Genomic DNA, 19,475 nt, shown 5'->3' on the forward strand with positions numbered 1-19,475 from the left:
AGGATCGCGGACGGCGGAAGCTCAGGGCGAGAGCCCCTAAGCTAGATACCATGCCGGAGTACATCTATACGTTGCAGCGCGTGCGCAAGGCGCATGGCGACAAGGTTGTCCTTGACGACGTCACCCTGTCGTTCCTGCCAGGGGCCAAGATCGGCGTCCTCGGGCCCAACGGCACGGGCAAGTCGACGCTGCTCCGGATGATGGCCGGCCTGGAGCAGCCGTCCAACGGCGAGGCGCGGCTGATGCCGGGCTTCACCGTGGGCATGCTCCAGCAGGAGCCTCCTCTCAACGAGGAGAAGACCGTGCTCGGCAACGTCCAGGAGGGCGTCGCCGAGACGATGGCGATGCTCCAGCGTTACAACGACATCGCCGAGCAGATGGCCACCGACTACAGCGACGAGTTGCTCGACGAGATGGGCAAGCTGCAGGAGCAGCTCGAGCACCGTAACGCGTGGGATCTCGACAGCCAGCTCGAGCAGGCGATGGACGCGCTGCGCTGCCCGCCGCCCGACGCCGACGTGACCACGTTGTCCGGTGGTGAGCGCCGCCGGGTGGCGCTGTGCAAGCTGCTGCTGGAGGCGCCCGACCTGCTGCTGCTCGACGAGCCGACCAACCACCTCGACGCCGAGAGCGTCCAGTGGCTGGAGCAGCACCTGGAGAAGTACGCCGGCACCGTCCTGGCCGTCACCCACGACCGCTACTTCCTCGACAACGTCGCCGGCTGGATCCTCGAGCTCGACCGCGGCCGGGCCTTCGCCTACGAGGGCAACTACTCGACCTACCTGGAGGCCAAGGCCGCCCGGCTCCGGGTCGAGGGCCAGAAGGACGTCAAGCGCAAGAAGCGCCTGGAGGACGAGCTGGAGTGGGTCCGGTCCAACCCGAAGGCCCGCCAGACCAAGAGCAAGGCCCGTCTCCAGCGCTACGAGGAGATGGCGGCCGAGGCCGACAAGTACCGCAAGCTCGACTTCGACGAGATCCAGATCCCGCCGGGCCCGCGTCTGGGCACCACGGTGATCAAGGCCGACGGGCTCACCAAGGGCTTCGACGACCGTCTCCTGATGGAGAAGCTCACGTTCGACCTGCCGCGTAACGGCATCGTCGGCATCATCGGCCCCAACGGCGTCGGCAAGACCACGCTGTTCCGTATGATCACCGGCAGCGAGAAGCCCGACAGCGGCTCCATCGTCGTCGGCGACACCGTCAAGATCTCCTACGCCGACCAGAGCCGGGGCGGCATCGAGCCGAACAAGAACGTGTGGGAGGTCGTCTCCGACGGGCTCGACCACATCAAGGTCGGCAACGTCGAGATGCCGTCGCGCGCCTACATCGCCGCGTTCGGGTTCAAGGGCCCCGACCAGCAGAAGAAGGCGGGCGTGCTGTCCGGCGGCGAGCGCAACCGGCTCAACCTGGCGCTCACCCTCAAGCAGGGCGGCAACGTGCTGCTGCTCGACGAGCCCACCAACGACCTCGACACCGAGACGCTGTCCTCGCTGGAGAACGCGCTGCTCGACTTCCCGGGCTGTGCCGTCATCACCTCGCACGACCGGTGGTTCCTCGACCGGATCGCCACGCACATCCTGGCGTGGGAGGAAGGGTCCAACTGGTTCTGGTTCGAGGGCAACTTCGCCGACTACGAGAAGAACAAGATCGAGCGGCTCGGCGCCGACGCGGCCCGCCCCCACCGGGTGACCTACCGCAAGCTGCACCGCGACTGACCTGCCAGGGTTACCCCCGCCAACGTTGAATCCCGCACGGAGCCCGCTCCGTGCGGGATTCGTCGTTCCGGGGCCCGCCCACCCGACATATAGGGAGTGGGATGTCACGCTGTCGTGCGGGTGCGGGTGCGGGTGCGGGGGTGCGGGGTGCGGGGTGCGGGAGCGCGGAGATCCAGAGACCTAGGGTGCAGGGGTGCGGACGGCGGGGGCCCGGAGGGCCGGGGGTCCGGAGTCCTGGGGGTCTGGGACCTGGGGGCTGGGCCCGGAGGTCCGGGGGCCCGGAGTCCTGGGGGTCTGGGACCCGGGGGCCGGGCCCGGAGACGCGGGGTGCGGAGGGTATGGGGTGTGTGGGGTGCGGGGGCGGGGGCGGGTGCCTAGAATCGGATTCTAGATTCTCGCTGGGAAGGAGTCCGGGTGGAGCTCGAACTGGACGGCGTCGAGGTGGCCTTCGATCACACCGCCGTGGCCGCGCCGCGCATCAGGGATCTGCTGCCGATCTACCACGATCTGCTCGGCGGGCGGCATCTCGGGGGAGGCGGTGACAACCTGCCGGCCGGATACCGGACCCTGCAGCTCACCTACGCCAACGGCAGCAAGATCGAGCTGATGGAGCCGCTGGCCGGTTCGACGTTCTTCGACAGCTTCTTCGAGCTGACCCGGGGCCGGGGCGGGGTGCACCATCTCAACTTCCACGTGAGCGACATCGACGCGGCCGTGGCCGAGATGACCGCGCGGGGATATCGGCTGCACGGGCTGAATCTGTCGGATCCCCGCTGGCGGGAGGTGTTCCTGCACCCGAAGGAGGCGCACGGGGTGCTCATCCAACTCGCCCAGGTGGGTCCTCGGCCGGATGGGCCGCGGGCGACGCTGGAGGAGGTCCTGGCCGGGAACGGGAGGACCGGGAACGGGGTCCCGAGCCCTTGAGCAAGGCCAGAAGGAAAATCTAGAATAGGACTCCAAAACCTGGAGGCCCTCGTGAAACCCGTACCGCGACCCACACCCGACACCCAGCCCTTCTGGGACGGGACGGCGGCCGGAGAGCTCCGGATCCAGCGCTGCCGAGCCTGCGAGCGCCACTACTTCTACCCGCGGCCGAGCTGCCCGCACTGCGGCTCCGGCGCCGTCGAGTGGGTGCGGGCCAGCGGCAGGGCCACGCTCTACTCGTATGTGATCAACCACCGGCCGGCGCCGGGGTTCGACGGGCCGTACGCGATCGCGGTGGTGGAGCTGGAGGAGGGGGTGCGGATGATGACGAACCTGGTCGGCGTCGCCCCCGAGCCCGAGAACCTGGTGCTGGACATGCCGCTGCGGGTGACGTTCGAGGAACGCGGAGAGGTGCGCGTGCCGCTGTTCGAGCCCGCCGGGGGTGACCGGTGAACGTGGTGATCGCGGGGGCGGCCGAGACCGACGAGATCGGCAGGCTGCCCGGCCACTCGACGCTGGGGCTGCACCTGGAGGCCGCGCGCAACGCGCTCGCCGACGCGGGCATGACCAAGGACGACATCGACGGCATCGCCACCGTCGGCACCCCCGGCCCCATCCAGGTGGCCCACGCCCTGGGCGTCACCCCGTCCTGGCTGGACGGCACGGGGGTGGGCGGGTCGTCGTTCCTGTTCCACGTGCGCCACGCGACCGCCGCGATCCGCGCCGGGCTGTGCCGTACGGTGCTGATCACGCACGGGGAGTCGGGCCGGTCCCGGGTCGGGGCGCCGCGCTTCGCGATGGCGCCCGACTCGCTCATGGGCCAGTTCGAGGTGCCGTACGGGGTGATGGGCCCGACGACCACGTTCACCCTGACGGCGCTGCGCTACATGAAGGAGACCGGGCTCACCCACGAGCAGCTCGCCGAGGTGGCGGTGGCACAGCGGCGCTGGGCCCATCTGAACCCCAGGGCGATGCACCGCGACCTGATCACGGTGGCCGACGTGCTGGCGTCGCGGCTCGTCGCCTACCCGTTCCACCTGCTGGAGTGCTGCCTGGTGACCGACGGCGGCGGCGCGCTGGTCGTCACCGGCGAGGACCGGGCGCGGCGCGGCGACCCGGTGTATCTCCTGGGCTCGGGCGAGGCCATGGACGCGCCGATGATCTCGCAGATGGAGGACTTCACCACCTCGAAGGGCTTCCGGCTGTCGGGGGAGGCGGCGTTCGCCGAGGCGGGCATCACGCACGGCGACGTGGACCACCTCATGGTGTATGACGCGTTCGCGCACGTGCCGATCTACGGGCTGGAGGACCTGGGGTTCGTCAAGCGGGGCGAGGCGGGCGCGTTCATCGCCGAGGGACACACCTCGCCGGGCGGCCGGCTGCCGATGAACACCAACGGCGGCGGCCTGTCGTACACGCACACCGGGATGTACGGGATGTTCGCCATCCAGGAGGCGGTCCGGCAGCTGCGCGGCGAGGCGGCCGCACAGGTGCCGGGCGCGGAGGTGAGCGTGGTGCTGGGCAACGGCGGCATGTTCGCCTCGGCGGCCACGCTGGTGCTGGCGAACCGGTTGCCGTGAGCGGTCAGGGAGCGGTGACGGACCGCTGCCGCTTCCTGACCCGCAGGCTGAGCGCGACCAGGGCGACGCCGGCCAGGATCGCGTAGAAGCCGATGAGCAGCGCGATGGAGATCGCGCCCAGCGCCGGAGCGATCAGGACGAGGACGCCGAACAGGATCGCCAGAGCTCCGGCGATCATGATGAGCGCCTCGCCCTTGATCTCCTTGCGGATCCGCCAGGCGACCACGATCTCCATGACGCCGATCACGATCGCCCAGAAGCCGACCAGCAGGGTGAGCACGAGCACGGTGACGCCCGGCCAGAGGACGGCGGCGACGCCGGCCAGGACGCCGACGACGGCCGTGAAGATCAGCCAGCCGCGCTGCCCCTTGGCCGCCCGGGTGGCCGCGTATCCGGCGAGGACGCCGTCGATCAGCGCGTAGACGCCGAACACCACGGCCAGGACGAGCAGCGTGAGCCCCGGCCAGAACAGGGCCATGAGCCCGAAGGCGATGGCCAGGACGCCGCGCACGGTGAGGACCCACCAGTGACCGACATACACGTCGAGCATGCCGTACTCCTGACTGTGAGAGGTGAGACTCCCTTCTGCCCTCTTTGTACGCCCCGGCACGCGGCCCGTCATTCCCCGATGGTCCCCAGCCTGGCGTGGCCCTTGATGAGGTTGCGGGCGATCGTGCGGCGCTGGATCTCGTCGGTGCCCTCGAAGATCCGCAGCAGCCGCAGCTCGCGGTACCACCGCTCGATCGGCAGCTCCTTGGTGTAGCCCATGCCGCCGTGGATCTGCAGCACCCGGTCGACCACCTGGTTGGCCATGACGGCGCCGTTGAGCTTGGCGATCGAGGCGGCGTGCCGGGCGTCCAGGCCCTGCTGGACGCGCCAGGCGGCGTAAAGGGTCAGCCACTTGGCCGCCTCGATCTCCACCTGCGAGTCGGCGATCATCCACTGGATCGCCTGGTATCCGGCGATGGCCTGGCCCATGGACTTGCGGATCTTCGCGTACTCGATGGCCATGCCCAGCATGCGCTCGGCCGAGCCGATGGCCCTGGCGGGGATCATGTAGCGGCCCTGGCCGATCCACTGCATGGCCAGCTCGAAGCCCTTGCCCAGCTCGCCCAGGATGTTCTCCTCCGGCACCCGGACGTCCTGGAACACCAGCGACGCGGGCCCCCACTGGCCCATCGTGGGGATCGGCTCGGAGGTCCAGCCCATGTCGCGGTCGACGAGGAAGCAGGTGACCCCGTACGGCTCGGCCACGGCGAAGACCATGACGAAGTCGGCCTCGCTGCCGCCGGTGATGAACGTCTTCTCGCCGTTGATGACCCATTCGGCGCCGTCGCGTACGGCCCGGGCGCGGATGTTGCGGGCGTCGGAGCCCGCGCCCGGCTCGGTGATGGCGAAGCAGGAGCGGCGCTCGCCTTCGATGGTGGGGATCAGGTAGCGGCGCTTCTGCTCCTCGGTGCCCGCGTACAGGATGTTGTCGGCGGTGCCGCCGAAGACGAACGGCACGAACGTGCGGCCCAGCTCCATGGCGATGATCGCGGACATGATCGGCCCGAGCGCGGCGCCGCCGTACTCCTCGGGGGTGTTGATGCCCCACAGGCCGGTCTTGCGTGCCTTGTCCTGGAGCTCGCGGACGACGTCGGGGCCGAGCGCGGGGCGGCCGGCCCGCTCGTTGCGCAGCACGTCCGGCTCCAGCGGCATGACCTCTCTCTCCACGAAGGCCCGGACGGTGTCCCTGATCTGCCGTTCCTCGACGCTGAGCGAGAAGTCCACGGCCGCCTCCATTTTCTAGAACAAGCCTCTAGGAGAAGGTTCGGCTCTGGTGACACGCCGTGTCAAGAATATGATTCTAGAATCCTTGGCCCCTAGACTACTCGCATGGCACGGAAGACCTCGTGGGAGTGGAGCCGCACGGCGCAGACCCGCAAGAGCATGCTCCAGGCGGCGCGGGAGGTGTTCGGCGAGCACGGCTTCGCCGAGGCCAACGTCTCCGAGGTCGTCGCCCGGGCCGGCTCCAGCGTGGGCAGCCTCTACCACCACTTCGGCGGCAAGACCGAGCTGTTCCTCGCGCTCTACGAGGACCACCAGGCGGCCCACGAGCAGGCCGCGAGCGCCAGCGTGGCGCGCGCCAAGCAGGAGGGCGTGACCGACCCGGTCGAGCTGCTCATCGCCGGCGCCCGCGCCTACCTCGACGGCGCCTGGGAGCGCCGCGACCTGGTCCGGCTGTTCATCGAGGGCGACGGCCCGCCCGGCTTCGAGCTGATCCGCCGCACGCGCAACCGCGAGTGGGTACGGCAGAACGCCGTGCTGCTCGGGTCCGGCGGCGACCCGCTCGACCGGTTCACCGTGACGGTGCTGACCAGCATCATCGGCGAGGCCGCCCGCGAGGTGGCCACCAGCGACTCCGAGGAGGACGCGCGGGAGGTGGCCGAGGCGGCGATGACGCTCATCCGCCGCCTCGACCCGCTCAGGATCCAGTGACCTCCCGGCCGGGGATCTTGCCGTTGGTCAGCGCGTTCGGCGCGGCCTTGTCCACCAGCGCCGGGATCACCGCGCCCAGCTCCGCCGGGTCCCACCGGGCGCCCTTGTCCACCTCGGGGCCGGCGTGCCAGCCCTCGGCCACGCTGATCCGCCCGGCCCGCACGTTGAAGACCCGGCCGGTGATGCCGCGCGACTCCGCGCTGCCCAGCCAGACCACGAGCGGGGCCACGTCGTCCGGGTCCGCGTCGGCGTCGCCGGGGATGATGCCGTCGGTCATCCGGGTCAGCGCGGTCGGCGCGATGGCGTTGACCGTGACGCCGTAGCGCTCCAGCTCCCTGGCGGCGATGACGGTCAGGCCCGCGATTCCGGCCTTGGCCGCGCCGTAGTTGCCCTGGCCGGGGTTGCCGTAGATGCCGGAGGACGAGGTGGTGTTGACGACCCTGGCGTCCACCGGCGCGCCTGCCTTGGCCCGCTCGCGCCAGTAGGCGGCGGCGTGCCGCAGTGGCGCGAACGTGCCGCCCAGGTGCACCCGGACGACGGCGTCCCACTCCTCGGCGCTCATGTTGAACAGCATCCGGTCGCGCAGGATGCCGGCGTTGTTGACGAGCACGTGCAGGTCGCCGAAGCGCTCGACGGCGGCCTCGACCAGCCGCCGGGCCCCGTCGAAGTCGGCGACGTCCTCGCCGTTGACGATCGCCTCCCCGCCCATGGCCTCGATCTCCGCGACGACCTCCGCCGCCGCCCCCGACGAGCCCGTGCCGTCGACCTCGGCGCCCAGGTCGTTGACCACCACCTTGGCGCCCTGCCGGGCGAACTCCAGCGCGTGCCCCCGGCCGATGCCCCTGGCCGCGCCGGTGACGATCACCACGCGCCCTTCGACGATCCCGCTCATCCGAAAACCTCGTTCCCTCGGCTTGACTGATGCGAACAAAATTCTAGTAACGAAATCTAGAAATGGTAGGGCCCGTCGGGGCACGAAGAGCCAACCGGTACGGTTGCCTCGTGGTTCAACACTCCCTGGCGCAACGGCACGTCTTCCCCCGAATGGTGCGATTCGCGGACATCGACTCGCAAGGACATGTGAACAACGTCCGCTTCTTCGACTACCTGGAGGACGCCCGCTGGGGCATGCTGCACGTCGATCCCTACAAGGCGGGCGAGCCTCCCTTCAAGGGCCTGGTCGTGGCCCGCCACGAGATGGACTACCTGCGCCCCCTCGGCTTCCGCGCCGAACCCGTCCGGGTCGAGACCTGGGTGACCGAGATCCGGCCGGTGCGCTTCACGCTGCGGTACGAGATCCGCGACGACGACGAGCTGTACGTCACGGCCGTGTCGAAGATGGTGGCCTACGACGCCGAAAGGGCCGGTCCGCGCCGGCTCACCGAGGACGAGATGGCGTACCTCAAACGCTTCGCGTGACGGCGGCGCCCCGCCGGCGCTGGCTCATGCTGGCCCTCGGCGTCAACGCGCACGCCGGCGTCACGCTCGGCCTGTCCGGTCTGCCGCTGGTGATCCCCGACGTGCAGCGCCACTTCGGCGTCTCCCTGCCGGTGGCCGGGATCATCGGCAGCGCGCCGGGCATTGGCATCCTGTTCGCGCTCGTCGCCTGGGGCGCGCTGGCTGACCGGTACGGCGAACGGCTGGTGCTCGGCCTGGGCGTCGGGGGCGCCGCCCTGCTGCTGGCCGCGGCCTCCGCGGTGGAGCGGGTGTGGGCGGTGGTGGCCCTGCTCGCGCTGGCCGGCGCGGCGGGCTGCGCGGCGCTGGTCGGCGGCGGCCGCATCGTGCTGCGCTGGTTCGAGCCGCCCGAGCGCGGCCTGGCCATGGGCGTGCGGCAGATCTCGTACACGCTCGGCATGGCCGTGGCCGGCTTCACGCTCCCGCCCGTCTCGCGGGCGTACGGCATCTCCGGGGTCCTGCTGCTCTGCGCGGGCGTGTGCCTGGTGGCCGCCGTGCTGGCGGCGGTGTTCCTGGCCGAGCCGCCGCACACCCCGGGCGGGGCGGTCAGAACGCCCGCCGGGTCACCGTACCGGCAGCCCGCGCTCTGGCGGGTGCACGCGGCGAGCGGGCTGCACGTGGTGCCGCAGATCGCCGTCGGCACGTACGGAGTCGTCTGTCTGGTGGAGATGTACGGGTGGGACGGCGTGGCGGCCGGGCAGCTGTTCGCGGGCGCGGCCATCGCCGGGGCCGCCGCGCGGGTCGCCGCCGGCCGCTGGTCCGACCTGACCGGCCTGCGGATGGCGCCGCTGCGCCTGCTCACCCTCACCGCGCTCGCCGCCCTCGCCCTGCTCGTGCTCGGCACGTATGGGCGATCCTGGCTGGGCGTGGTCATGCTGACGCTGGCGGCGGTGCTCACCGTGGCCGGCAACGGGCTGGCCTACCTCGCGGCGGGCGAGCTGGCCGGGCCCGCGGCGGCCGGCCGGGTGCTCGGCACGCACAACACGGTCCAGAACGTGGTGGCGCTGGCCGTCGTGCCCGTCGCCGGGGTGCTGATCACGCAGGTCGGCTACTGGGCGGCCTTCGCGGCGGGGCTGGCGTGCACGCTGATCTCGATCCCGGTCATCCCGGTCCGCCACGAGCGGGCCGCCCGGTCTAGCTGACCTCGCGCCGCAGCCAGACGGCCGTGTCGGGCGGCAGGGTGTCACCGACCGGGCCGCTGGCCAGCAGCACGCCGTCGTGTGGCGGCAGCGGCACCGGCCCGACGCCGCAGTTGAGCGCGCAGACCAGCGGGCCGCGGGCGAACACCAGCACGTCCTCGGACGACTCCAGCCACTCCAGCTCGTAGGGGATGGTCCGGCCCAGCTCCCGCCTGCAGGCCAGCGCGCGCCGGTAGAACTCCAGCGTCGAGTCGGGGTCGCCGGTCTGCCGGGCCACGCTCAGCTCGGCGAACTCCTCCGGCTGCGGCAGCCACGGCTTCACCCCCTCGGGGGAGAACCCGTACGAGTCGCCCCGCGCGGACCACGGGATCGGCACACGGCAGCCGTCGCGGCCCGGCAGCTCGCCTCCCGAGCGCTTGAACACCGGGTCCTGCCGCGCCTCCGGGGGAAGATTCTCCACCTCCGGCAGGCCGAGTTCCTCCCCCTGGTAGAGATATGCCGACCCGGGCAGGGCCAGTGTCGCCAGGAGTGCGGCTTTCGCCCGGGACATCCCGGTGCCGGGATCGGCCGTGCCGTAGCGGGTGCGGTGGCGTACCACGTCGTGGTTCGACAGCACCCAGGTCGCGAACGGGACCGTCGCCACCGTGTCGTCGATCACCTTCCTGAAGGCGGTCGCCGACCAGGGCGCCTGGAGCCAGGCGAAGTTGAAGCTCTGGTGCAGCTCGTCCGGCCGCACGTACAGCGCCAGGTCCTCCAGCGTGTCGGTCCACACCTCGCCCACCGCCATCCGGTCGCCCGGGTAGGTGTCGAGCAGCGCCCGCCAGTCGCGGTAGACGTCGTGCACCTCCGGCTGACCCCACACCGGCGACCTGGAGGTGAACGACTGGTCGCCGACGTCCGGCAGCCCCTCCGCCTTGAACAGCCCCATCGCCACGTCGATGCGGAACCCGTCGACGCCCTTGTCGAGCCAGAACCGCAGGATGTCGAGGAACTCCTCGCGCACCTCGGGGTTGCGCCAGTTGAAGTCCGGCTGCTCGGGCGCGAACAGGTGGAGGTACCACGAGCCGTCGTCCACCTGGGTCCAGGCCGGGCCGCTGAACGTGGACTGCCAGTTGTTGGGCCGGTCGCGGAAGACGTAGCGGTCGCGGCCCTCGCCCCGCAGCGCGGCCTGGAACCACGGGTGCTCGGAGGAGCTGTGGTTGGGCACCACGTCCACCAGCACCCGGAGCCCCAGCGCGTGCGCGTCGGCCACCATCGCGTCGAAGTCGGCGGGGGTGCCGAACTGGGGGTCGACGCCGCGGTAGTCGGCCACGTCGTAACCCCCGTCGGCCATGGGGGAGGGGTAGAAGGGGGTCAGCCAGACGGCGTCGACCCCCAGCTCCTTCAGATAGGGCAGCCGTTCGCGTACCCCGGCGAGATCGCCGACGCCGTCTCCTGAGGCGTCGGCGAAGCTGCGGACGTAGATCTCGTAGACGACGGCATCACGCCACCAGGGGATATCCATGTGGCGTGTCATGCCCGCTATGTCGGAGAGTTCACCAGGCTGTGGGCGGCGTTGACGAGGTAGTTCCAGAGCCGGCTTTCCTGCTCCTCGCTCAGGCCGAGGTCGTCGACCGCGTCGCGCATGTGCTTGAGCCAGGCGTCGCGCTCCGCCTGGCCGATCACGAACGGCACGTGGCGCATCCGCAGCCGCGGGTGCCCGCGCTGCTGGCTGTAGGTGGTCGGGCCGCCCCAGTACTGCGTGAGGAACAAGCGCAGCCGCTCCTCCGCGCCCTCGAGGTCGGCGTCGGGGTACATCGGGCGGAGCAGGGGGTCGTCCGCCACCCCTTCGTAGAAACGGCGCACGAGCCGACGGAACGTCTCCTCGCCCCCGACGGCCTCGTAGAAGGAGGTTTCTGTCACGACTCCAGCCTATGCGCCGGCGACCATGGGGATGCCCGCGGTGTCCAGCGCCGCCTTGACCCGCAGCCGCATCTCCCGCGCCACGTCACCCTGCCGGGACGGCAGCGTCTTGACCGACAGGCGGAAGACCAGGCGGCTGTCGGAGAGCTGCTCCACGCCGAACACCTGCGGCTGCTCCACGATCGCCGCCTCGCGCAGCTCGGAGTCGGCCCACATCTCCTCGGCGACGTGCTCCAGCAGCACCCGCACGGCGGTGATGTCGCTGTCGTAGGCGACCGGCACGTCCAGATAGGCGCGCGACCAGCCCTGCGACTCGTTGCCGACGCGGGTGATGGTGCCGTTGCGGACGTACCAGACGCGGCCGTCCTCGTCGCGCAGCCGGGTGACGCGCAGGGTGACCGCCTCGACGGTGCCCACGGCGGCCCCCGCGTCGATCACGTCACCCACCCCGTACTGGTCCTCCATGAGCATGAACATGCCGGCGATGAAGTCCTTGACGAGCTCCTGGGCGCCGAAGCCGATGGCCACGCCGAGGATGCCGACGCTGGTGAGCAGCGGCGCGATGGGGATGGTCAGCCGGTCCAGCACGGTCAGCGCGGTGGTGCCGAGGATCACGATGGTGGCCACGTGCTTGAGCACCGAGCCCATGGTCTCGGCCCGCTGCTTGCGGCGCTCGTGCAGCAAGGCGTCGACGCCGGCCGTGGTCACGCCCTTGCGGAAGCGGCCCACCGGGCGGGTGGCGGCCCGGGTGACGACCCGGGTGATGATGCGGTTGACGATGTTGCGGATCACGAAGCCGATGATCAGGATCAGCACGATCGTGATCGCGCTGGCCACCAGCGGGGCCCAGCTCGCGTTGTCCATCCAGTCGGCCAGAACAGAGCAGAGGAGTGTGTCCCCCTCGCAGATCTCCGCCATCTTGGTGCTCACCTCGTCGAGGTCCGGGACCATCGAGGTGGTCGGTTCGGGTGATGGGGGCGACAGCAGGAACACGGAACGAGTCCTCCTCCGAAAGCGGTTCGACCGGCGGCAGGGGGCCGGTTTCGCCCCAAAATCTACCGCCGGTCGAACCGGCCGCCGTCACATCACGCCGGGGAAGACGGGGTCGTCAGGTCCTGGGCCGCGGAGGGAGGACCTGACGCTCCGATGACGTGCGGCTCGGACGGGCCACGCACCCGGAAGCGTGTCCCGTTCCGTTTCCGGGGAGGGGGCCCCGAACGCTTTCCGGACAGGCCGGAAAGCGAGCCTCTGTAGTTACGCAGAGTGACGGAAACCGGCGGGACGGCCAGAGACCGCGCGAACGCGCGACTCTCCGCACCGGCCGCCCCGCCGGCTCCGTGGAGCCGCGGCGGGAACGGTGAGCCGCGGTGGCTGCGCTCCACCCGGATCACCGCCTGATCACTCTCCCACCGCGGCGAGCACGCGTGCGACCTTGGTCGCGGCACCAGCCGGATCGTCGGCCGTGTGCAGCCGCTCGCCCCAGGACCAGCAGTACCACCAGTCCGGGAGGTCGGCTGCCAGGCGACAGGTGACGTTCTCGGACAGGCTCGTCGCCTTCGGGTTGATGACCCGCACGAAGACCCTGCCGCTCTGGGTCCGGACCACTCGCGCGAGCAACCCGCGGGCGTCGAGCTCCGACACCAGGCGCTCAAGATGCCCGAAGTTGTCGTCCCCCACCTTTCAGTCCTCCCTCGAATCGTTGCTGGTGGGCCAAAGATGACTCATGTGGGCGGCGGGCGCAACGCGGCTTACTTGCTCACGGGGAGTCGCCTTGTCACTCCTGGAATGTAAGAAACAGTCCGCGGGAGGACGATCCTTATCCGTAGCCTTCAAGAAGGCGTTTTCAACACGCCATCATTGAGCCATAGTCGAGGCTAGGCGGACTGCAACCTGGACGCTACTCTCAGTGACTAGGGTGTGAGCCGGTCAGGACAGATGTGTGAGAGGGGCCGGGATGTCCGGCAGACAGCACAGGGAAACGGAAATGGCACGGCGGATCAGGGCCAAGGGCCTTGCCGCCGGCCGGACCGCGGCCCAGATCGCTGAGGAGATCCACGAGGCGTGCGGGGCGCAGTTCGGCACGACCAAGATCAAGGGTCACCGGCTCGCCCACGGCATCGCGCTCGCCGACGTCATCGAACAGGTCAGAGCGCTGTTCGACCGCGACGAGAAGCCCGCGCCGGGCATCGGCGAGACCCTGCTCTCGGCGTACGAGAGCGGCCTGAAGCGCCCCGGCCCCGAATACCTCCATTACCTGTGCACCGTCTACCGCGTCGAGCCCCCCTCTCTCGGCTACGACGGACCGTGCATCTGCGGCCACGGCCACCGGATGCCCGGGGTCCTGGCCGGGGCCGACGTGAACGGCCGGCACGGCGCGGCGCTGCCGGAGCCCACCGAGCTGCGCACGCCGTCGCTGCATCCCGACAAGAACGTCGACAGCGAGGAGGACGAGAACATCCTCCGGCGCGCCCTGCTGAAACTGCTCGACAACGACGCGGGCGCGACCAAGCTCGACGGCCCGATCCTGGGCGCCTGCGAGGGCATCCGCCGGCGGATGGACTACACGCTCGTGTCGTCCACCGTCTCTCCCGCCATGCTCGACCAGTGGGAGGAGGCCACGCTCGCGTTCGGCCGGCAGTACACGACCACCGCGCCGCTCCGGCTGCTCTGCGACGTGCTGCTGGAGCTGAGCGCCGTGCGCAACGCGATGACCCGGCGCCAGCCCATCGACCTGCAGGAACGGCTGTGCCGGATGGCCGCCCAGCTCTCCGGGCTGAGTGGCATGATCATGATCAACCTGGGCGACCACCGGCTCGCCCGGTCGTTCTTCCGCACCGGCCGCACCGCCGCCGACGAGACCGGCGACCGCGCCCTGCGCGCGTGGGTGACCGCGCGCGAGGCGCTCGTCCCGCTCTACTACGGCGACGCCCGCGAGGCGCTCAACCTCGCCAAGAAGAGCCGCGACCTGGCCGGCCAGACGCCGTGCGCGGCGCAGGCCATGGCCCCGGTCGTCGAGGCCAGGGCGCTGGCCATGCTCTCGGGCACCGACAGCCGCAAAGAGGTGGTCGACCAGGCCAAACGGGCGCTCGCCCGGGCCCGCAACGCCTTCTCCCACATCAAGGGGGGCGAACGCGAGGACATGGCCTTCGGCTACACCGAGAAGCAGCTCTACTTCTACCAGGGCGACGTGCTCACCAAGCTGGGCCAGACCCTGGAGGCGGAGGTCGTGCTCGACCAGGCGCTGCACCAGTATCAGGACCACATCCTCGACCAGACGCTGATCCGGCTGGACCAGGCCCAGTGCCGGCTGATCGAGGGTGAGACGGGCGAGGCGCTGCGCATCGGCACCGAGGCGCTGCGCCTGCTCGGCGACGAATACCGCACCGATTTCATCATGCGTCCCGCGATCGCGCTGGAGCAGTCGGTCAAGGCCCGTGAGCCCAACCATCCGGCCCTGCCCGCCTACCAAGCGCAGCTGCGGCGCCAGCCGCTCACCGCGGGAGAAGGGACTGGCGGTGCATGAAGCTGAGGATTCGCCGCTACCGGTGGTCTGACCTCGACACCATCCTCACCCTGCATCAGATCTGCCTCGCCGAGGTGGGTCTCGTGCCGGGCGACGGGGTCTACTACGACGACGACTTCCCCCGCATCCAGGAGATCTACCTGGCGTGCGGGGGCGATTTCCTGGTCGGTGAGGCCGGCGGGAGGGTCGTCGCCATGGGCGGGCTGAAACCGGTCGACAGCGAGAGCGCCGAGGTGTGCCGGCTGCGGGTGCATCCGGAGTTCCAGCGGCGCGGCTACGGCGCGGCCATGCTCTCCGCGCTCGAACAGCGCGCGGCCGAGCTGGGCTTCCGGCGGCTGCGCGGCGACACCACGCTCAACCAGGGGGCCGCTCTGGCGCTGTACGAGCGGCACGGCTGGCAGGAGATCGGGCGCGAACGGGTGGGCGGCCTCACCGTCGTCTACGGGGAGAAACGGCTGTCTTCCACGCCCGCGGAAATCTAGGGGACATCCCAGAAAAGCGCCCGTTTTGGGCGCTTTTTCCTTTTTGTGGGATCTTTTGGTGGTTGGCAGATGCGGCCGAAGAGAGCGCGGCGATATGTGGGGAATTGCCGGTTCGCTCAATTTAGAGGATAAGGATGTCCGGTCCTTCGAGTGAGGCTCTTCACTCCCGGTGGTAGAGGAGCATCACCGCAGACCATCAGCGATCCGGCTGCCGCGAACCTCGGTGAGATGCTTCCGTGCATGGCAGTCGTGGCCGCTCCCCGACCCCTCATGGGAGCCGTGCTTCTGTTGTTCGTCAGCGCCGCATGGGGGTCGGCCTTCCCGCTGATGAAAGATCTCATCGACCGCTTACCGGTCGAGGATCTGATCGCGGAGCGCTACACGCTGGCGGCCCTGACGCTGCTCGCCATCCGGCCCGGCTGCCTGAGGGGGCTCTCCCGGGGGACGTGGGTCAACGGCATCGTCCTGGGTGTCATGTTCGGAGTGGGGCAGAGCGCGCAGGCCGTGGCGCTGGACAGCCTGCCCGCGGCGGTCTCGGGGTTCGCCGTCGGGTGCAGTGTCGTGATCACACCGATCCTGGCGCTGGCGCTGTTCAAGGCCAGGGTGCCCTCCCGGGTGTGGATCGGGGTGGTGCTGGCGCTGGCCGGCATGACCGCGTTCACGCTGCTGCGCGGCGTGGAGGACGGCGGGTTCTCGCTGCTGGCCCTCGGCGTGACGCTCTCCGCGGCGGCGCTCTACTCGGGTCACACGCTGTTGCTGGCCCGCCTGACCAGGAAGGGCGAGCAGTTCAACGCGTACGCGCTGACGGTCATCCAACTCGGCGCCATCGGCCTGCTGACCGGGGTGGTGGCCGTGCGCGACGGCATCACGACGCCGGGCACCGTGTCCGACTGGGTGGTGCTCGGCCACCTGTCCGTGGTCTCGTGCGCGCTCGGCTTCCTGGCTCGCTCGTACGGTCAGGCGCACGTGCCCGCGGTGCCCAGCGCCGTGCTGATGTCGTCGCAGCCGTTCTGGGTGGCGGCCATCTCGGTGCTCTGGTTCGGCGAGCAGATCGGCTGGAGCATGGTGCTCGGCGGCGGGCTGATGGCGGCGGCGATGCTGCTCGCGGTGCCGTCGTCCGGCTCGGCGGGGCTCGACGAGCCCCAGTCGCGCCGCCGTGACCTGCTCATGGTCTCGCGGCGGGCGTCGAGGGTGCTGGGCGAGCTGAAGAGCAAGCGCGAGGACCCGCTCCGCCTGGGCGGCCAGGTGGTGAGCACGCCGGCCTCCGGGATGTGCTTCAGCACCGAGACCTGCCCGTGGCAGGGCCGCGCCGCCAAGGGGACGGGGGAGCCGAGCCTGGAGCGGCTCATCGAGCGGGCCAGCCGGATCGTCCGGGCCGGCAACGAGGCCGAGAAGGGATGCTGCCAGTCGGTGCCGCGCCTGGGACTGTGCCTGTGCGAGGTCATGAACGAACCCGGCGGAAAAAGATCGGGTGCGACCTTCCCCTGTCGGTTTCGATCGCAATAGGTTGATTGCCGGTGGAAATGTGGAACACTTCTCAGTAATTATAGTCTGACTTATCGGGTATAAATCTTGATATTCGCTGGGGTGTCCGAATAATGAAAAATACCCCAGTGAAGAGGTGCAAGATGAAGCGCATCGTTGTCCGCAAGCCTGGAACCGTGCGGCTCGGCGGGACCTCCAGCGTCATTCACCAGGGGTGACAGAGGGAAGGTCCCACCTCAGAGCTCAGGGCGGTCCGCCCGCCCGGTTCGGGAACGCGCGGCTGCTGATGCCCGCCATCGACGGTCATCGGCAGCCGCTCGGTCCTTACACCGTCGGGGCGGCTCTTCTGGGCAGGCTGGTGCCGGAGGCCCTCGACCGGTGCCCCGAGCTGGTGACCGAGCACGACATCGAGATCAGGGCCGTCGCGCCGGCGCTCGCGGATCTCGTACCCGCCCGCAGGGTGACCCTCGACGCGCTGCTGCCCGACGAGGAGCGCATCCTCGTCCCCGCGCCCCGCCGCACGCTGCGGCTGGCCAACGGGGTCGCCGAGTTCGTCCGAGGAGTCGTGGAGCCGGGCTGCCGCGTGGAAGTCCGCAACGCCGACCACGCCGACCCCACCGACACCGAGCTGCTCGACGTGCTCAGGCGCAGGGTCCCGCCGTCGGTCCTGGAGATCGACGTGCACGCCGACGGCCCCGCCCCGCCGCCCGACACCCGCGGCGCCGGGGAGCTGTGGACGCTCGTGGACCGGTGCGTACGGGAAGGCTTCCTGCACGCGGCGGCCGAACTGGGCGAGCGCGCGCTGGCGCGGGCCGAGCCCGGCGGCGAGTGGTGGTGGCGGCTCGCCCAGCGCACCGCGACCGCGCTCGGCGGCCTCGGCCGGCGGGCCGAGGCGCGCGTCGTGTGGGAGCGGGCCCGCCGGTCCAGCCAGGACCCGGCCGTGCACGCCGCCACCGCGTACGGGCTGGCCATGCTGGACGCCCGCGACCCCGACCCGGAGCGGCGCGACCTGGGCAGGGCGCGCGGCTGGATCAACCAGGCCATCGCCATCTCCACGCTGCTGCCCGACCGCCTGCAACGGGCGTTCAAGCTCGGCTTCGACCGCAACGGGCTGGCGCTGGTCGAGCTGCGCGAGGGCCGCCCCGCCGAGGCGCTGGCGCTGGTCGAGTCGGCCATCGAGCTGGCCGGGGAGCTGGGCGACCGGCATCCGGTGCACCGGATGGTGCTGCTGGCCAACCGGGCCCAGCTGCTGACCGGGCTGGGCCTGGCCAAGGAGGCGCTGGAGGACTACTCCGCCGCCATCGCCGCCGACCCGATGTTCCCCGACTACTACGTCGACCGCGGCAACCTGCTGTTCAAGCTGGGCCGGTACGCCGAGGCGCTGGCGGACTACGAGTCGGCGCTGCGGGTCGGGCCGCCGCTGCCCGAGGCGTTCTACAACCGGGCCGAGGTGCGCGTCGTCCAGGAGGACATGGCCGAGGCCCTGGCCGACCTGGCCATGGTGATCGAGCTGGATCCCTCGTACGTGGACGCGTACATCAACCGGGCCGGGCTGCTCGCCGCGCTGGACCGCGACGCGGAGGCGCGGGCGGACGTCGAGGCCGGGCTCGCGCGGGCGCCGGGGAACCCGCACCTGCTCACGGTGCTGGGCCAGCTGGAGACGGCGGCGGAACGGCCGGCGGAGGCGCGCCGGGCGCTGGACCTGGCGATCGAGCGGGCGCCCGGGCTCGTGGCCGCCTGGGGCAACCGGGGGGTGCTCCGGTACGAGACCGGGGACCTGGAAGGGGCGGTGGACGACCTGACGCGGGCGATCGAGCTGGGCCCGCAGCCCGACCTGTACGCCAACCGGGCGGTCGCGCTGCGCGCGCTCGGCCGTACCGAGGAGGCCGAGGCGGACGAGGCCCGCGCGGCCGGGAGCTGAGCCTTCCGGCCGCCACGGGTCACCGTCGGGCCCAATCACCCGACTCCCGGGCGGCTCGGCGGCTAGCGTGGGGCGCGTGGGGTTCAACCAGCTACTATGCGATCTTCAGCCGGGCGCGAGCGCCCAGGCGGCCGGCGTCAGCCGGGGCCACGGCGGCCCGCCGGCGCGCACCGTGGCCGTGCGCTCCGGGCCGCACCGGCTGCGCTGCGCCTCCCTGCTCAAGCCGCTGTACGCGTGGGTGACGGCCGGCCGCATCCCCGACGCCGAGCGGTGGCGCAGGCACGCCGAGCCCGCCGTGGTCATCTCGTCCAACGCCGACACCCGCAGCCTGTGGCTGGCCGTCGGCCCGCTGGTCATCCTGGACGACATTTACCAGCGCACCGGCGTCTCCTGGCCGATGCACAACGGCGACCCGTCCAGGTTCGGCTCGATCGAGGTGGCCGCCGACGAGGTGGCGACCGCCTACGCCGCGCTCGCCCAGGCGGCGCTGGCCGGCGACCCGGTGGCGGGCGACGTGCTGGAGTGGATGCGGCAGGTGGCGGGCGAGCAGGCGTTCGGCATCCGGGAGGCGCTGGGCGCGCCCGGGTCGGGGGTCAAGTGCGGCTGGTTCGGCGAGCCGGACGAGACCTGCCTGCGCACTCACGCCGTGGCCGTGCTGCCGTCGGAGAGCACCCGCGCGACGGTGGTGGTCGCGCTGACCGCCCAGCCCTACACCGACGCGGGCGCGCGGGAGTCCTACCGCGCCGACGTGCTGGCCGGGATGTCCGTCGAGTCCGAGCACGAACGGGTGTCGGGGTCCCTGCTCCGCTCCCTGCTGACCATGTCCCTGGAGGAGCTGGGCCACCGGACGTAGCTCGTTCCGTCCGCC

General features: G+C 70.9%; 19 protein-coding genes. 12 read left to right on the forward strand and 7 right to left on the reverse strand.

All coding sequences use genetic code 11. The annotated features are described in order from the left end of the window. The first annotated feature begins 50 nt into the window (after positions 1 to 50). From ettA to ACGFI7_RS21395, 4 genes are all read left to right on the forward strand, one after another. Positions 51 to 1,715 (forward strand): energy-dependent translational throttle protein EttA, encoded by a 1,665-nt coding sequence (gene ettA, locus ACGFI7_RS21380; RefSeq protein ID WP_393406939.1) that lies wholly within the window; start codon positions 51 to 53, stop codon positions 1,713 to 1,715. Positions 1,716 to 2,129: 414 nt separating this feature from the next. Next, positions 2,130 to 2,639, forward strand: coding sequence for a VOC family protein (locus tag ACGFI7_RS21385; RefSeq protein ID WP_393406941.1), 510 nt, complete (start codon positions 2,130 to 2,132; stop codon positions 2,637 to 2,639). A 51-nt stretch (positions 2,640 to 2,690) separates the two neighbouring features. Further along, on the forward strand, positions 2,691 to 3,092 hold the full coding sequence (locus ACGFI7_RS21390; protein WP_393406944.1) for a Zn-ribbon domain-containing OB-fold protein: 402 nt from the start codon (positions 2,691 to 2,693) through the stop codon (positions 3,090 to 3,092). Continuing rightward, on the forward strand, positions 3,089 to 4,219 hold the full coding sequence (locus ACGFI7_RS21395; RefSeq protein ID WP_393406946.1) for a thiolase: 1,131 nt from the start codon (positions 3,089 to 3,091) through the stop codon (positions 4,217 to 4,219). Before ACGFI7_RS21390 ends, ACGFI7_RS21395 begins: the two co-directional genes overlap by 4 nt. A gap of 4 nt (positions 4,220 to 4,223) precedes the next feature. Here ACGFI7_RS21395 and ACGFI7_RS21400 read toward each other — a convergent pair whose 3' ends face one another. Beyond that, positions 4,224 to 4,769, reverse strand: coding sequence for an HdeD family acid-resistance protein (locus tag ACGFI7_RS21400; RefSeq protein WP_393406948.1), 546 nt, complete (start codon positions 4,767 to 4,769; stop codon positions 4,224 to 4,226). Between the two features lie 68 nt (positions 4,770 to 4,837). Continuing rightward, positions 4,838 to 6,004 (reverse strand): acyl-CoA dehydrogenase family protein, encoded by a 1,167-nt coding sequence (locus ACGFI7_RS21405; protein WP_393406950.1) that lies wholly within the window; start codon positions 6,002 to 6,004, stop codon positions 4,838 to 4,840. Between the two features lie 93 nt (positions 6,005 to 6,097). On the opposite strand from ACGFI7_RS21405, the gene ACGFI7_RS21410 reads away from it, so the two are divergent. Beyond that, the gene (locus ACGFI7_RS21410; RefSeq protein ID WP_393406952.1) at positions 6,098 to 6,700 is read left to right on the forward strand and encodes a TetR/AcrR family transcriptional regulator; all 603 of its coding nucleotides are present in this window, start codon (positions 6,098 to 6,100) and stop codon (positions 6,698 to 6,700) included. Here ACGFI7_RS21410 and ACGFI7_RS21415 read toward each other — a convergent pair. Beyond that, positions 6,687 to 7,592 (reverse strand): SDR family oxidoreductase, encoded by a 906-nt coding sequence (locus tag ACGFI7_RS21415; protein WP_393406954.1) that lies wholly within the window; start codon positions 7,590 to 7,592, stop codon positions 6,687 to 6,689. The two genes, ACGFI7_RS21410 and ACGFI7_RS21415, sit on opposite strands and share 14 nt — an antisense overlap. Positions 7,593 to 7,744: 152 nt before the next feature. On the opposite strand from ACGFI7_RS21415, the gene ACGFI7_RS21420 reads away from it, so the two are divergent. Together ACGFI7_RS21420 and ACGFI7_RS21425 are read left to right on the forward strand one after the other, a co-directional pair. After that, positions 7,745 to 8,119, forward strand: a complete 375-nt coding sequence (locus tag ACGFI7_RS21420) for an acyl-CoA thioesterase (protein WP_393406956.1) — start codon at positions 7,745 to 7,747, stop codon at positions 8,117 to 8,119. Further along, positions 8,116 to 9,297, forward strand: a complete 1,182-nt coding sequence (locus tag ACGFI7_RS21425; protein ID WP_393406959.1) for an MFS transporter — start codon at positions 8,116 to 8,118, stop codon at positions 9,295 to 9,297. Before ACGFI7_RS21420 ends, ACGFI7_RS21425 begins: the two co-directional genes overlap by 4 nt. Here ACGFI7_RS21425 and ACGFI7_RS21430 read toward each other — a convergent pair. The 4 genes from ACGFI7_RS21430 to ACGFI7_RS21445 form a co-directional block, all read right to left on the reverse strand. Next, positions 9,290 to 10,798 carry a glycoside hydrolase family 13 protein gene (locus ACGFI7_RS21430; protein ID WP_393406961.1) on the reverse strand — a complete coding sequence of 503 codons (1,509 nt, stop codon included), beginning with the start codon at positions 10,796 to 10,798 and terminating at the stop codon, positions 9,290 to 9,292. The genes ACGFI7_RS21425 and ACGFI7_RS21430 overlap by 8 nt on opposite strands. 17 nt (positions 10,799 to 10,815) lie before the next feature. Continuing rightward, positions 10,816 to 11,196 carry a globin gene (locus tag ACGFI7_RS21435; protein WP_393406963.1) on the reverse strand — a complete coding sequence of 127 codons (381 nt, stop codon included), beginning with the start codon at positions 11,194 to 11,196 and terminating at the stop codon, positions 10,816 to 10,818. Between the two features lie 9 nt (positions 11,197 to 11,205). Further along, complete coding sequence (locus tag ACGFI7_RS21440) at positions 11,206 to 12,189, reverse strand: mechanosensitive ion channel family protein (RefSeq protein ID WP_393406965.1); 984 nt, start codon at positions 12,187 to 12,189, stop codon at positions 11,206 to 11,208. A gap of 405 nt (positions 12,190 to 12,594) precedes the next feature. Continuing rightward, a complete protein-coding gene (locus tag ACGFI7_RS21445; RefSeq protein ID WP_393406967.1) occupies positions 12,595 to 12,873 on the reverse strand; it encodes a hypothetical protein in 279 nt (92 codons plus the stop codon). Between the two features lie 307 nt (positions 12,874 to 13,180). On the opposite strand from ACGFI7_RS21445, the gene ACGFI7_RS21450 reads away from it, so the two are divergent. From ACGFI7_RS21450 to ACGFI7_RS21470, 5 genes are all read left to right on the forward strand, one after another. Beyond that, positions 13,181 to 14,719, forward strand: a complete 1,539-nt coding sequence (locus ACGFI7_RS21450; RefSeq protein WP_393406969.1) for an XRE family transcriptional regulator — start codon at positions 13,181 to 13,183, stop codon at positions 14,717 to 14,719. Further along, positions 14,716 to 15,201, forward strand: a complete 486-nt coding sequence (locus ACGFI7_RS21455; protein WP_393406971.1) for a GNAT family N-acetyltransferase — start codon at positions 14,716 to 14,718, stop codon at positions 15,199 to 15,201. The genes ACGFI7_RS21450 and ACGFI7_RS21455 overlap by 4 nt, the downstream gene beginning before the upstream one ends. Positions 15,202 to 15,480: 279 nt before the next feature. Continuing rightward, positions 15,481 to 16,707 (forward strand): DMT family transporter, encoded by a 1,227-nt coding sequence (locus tag ACGFI7_RS21460; protein WP_393406973.1) that lies wholly within the window; start codon positions 15,481 to 15,483, stop codon positions 16,705 to 16,707. Positions 16,708 to 16,900: 193 nt separating this feature from the next. Further along, on the forward strand, positions 16,901 to 18,607 hold the full coding sequence (locus ACGFI7_RS21465; RefSeq protein WP_393406976.1) for a tetratricopeptide repeat protein: 1,707 nt from the start codon (positions 16,901 to 16,903) through the stop codon (positions 18,605 to 18,607). 76 nt (positions 18,608 to 18,683) lie between these two features. After that, positions 18,684 to 19,460: a hypothetical protein gene (locus ACGFI7_RS21470; RefSeq protein ID WP_393406979.1), complete on the forward strand. Its 777-nt coding sequence runs from the start codon at positions 18,684 to 18,686 to the stop codon at positions 19,458 to 19,460. Positions 19,461 to 19,475 lie beyond the last annotated feature (15 nt).

This window comes from Nonomuraea sp. NPDC048826, assembly GCF_043198225.1.
GTDB lineage: Bacteria > Actinomycetota > Actinomycetes > Streptosporangiales > Streptosporangiaceae > Nonomuraea.

Bases quoted from the DNA above. Each gene is read 5' to 3' on its own strand.
- ACGFI7_RS21455 (WP_393406971.1), top strand. From the start codon at position 14,716: ATGAAGCTGAGGATTCGCCGCTACCGGTGGTCTGACCTCGACACCATC.
- ACGFI7_RS21415 (WP_393406954.1), bottom strand. From the start codon at position 7,592: ATGAGCGGGATCGTCGAAGGGCGCGTGGTGATCGTCACCGGCGCGGCC.
- ACGFI7_RS21400 (WP_393406948.1), bottom strand. From the start codon at position 4,769: ATGCTCGACGTGTATGTCGGTCACTGGTGGGTCCTCACCGTGCGCGGC.
- ACGFI7_RS21420 (WP_393406956.1), top strand. From the start codon at position 7,745: ATGGTGCGATTCGCGGACATCGACTCGCAAGGACATGTGAACAACGTC.
- ACGFI7_RS21405 (WP_393406950.1), bottom strand. From the start codon at position 6,004: ATGGAGGCGGCCGTGGACTTCTCGCTCAGCGTCGAGGAACGGCAGATC.
- ACGFI7_RS21410 (WP_393406952.1), top strand. From the start codon at position 6,098: ATGGCACGGAAGACCTCGTGGGAGTGGAGCCGCACGGCGCAGACCCGC.
- ACGFI7_RS21450 (WP_393406969.1), top strand. From the start codon at position 13,181: ATGGCACGGCGGATCAGGGCCAAGGGCCTTGCCGCCGGCCGGACCGCG.
- ACGFI7_RS21430 (WP_393406961.1), bottom strand. From the start codon at position 10,798: ATGGATATCCCCTGGTGGCGTGATGCCGTCGTCTACGAGATCTACGTC.
- ettA (WP_393406939.1), top strand. From the start codon at position 51: ATGCCGGAGTACATCTATACGTTGCAGCGCGTGCGCAAGGCGCATGGC.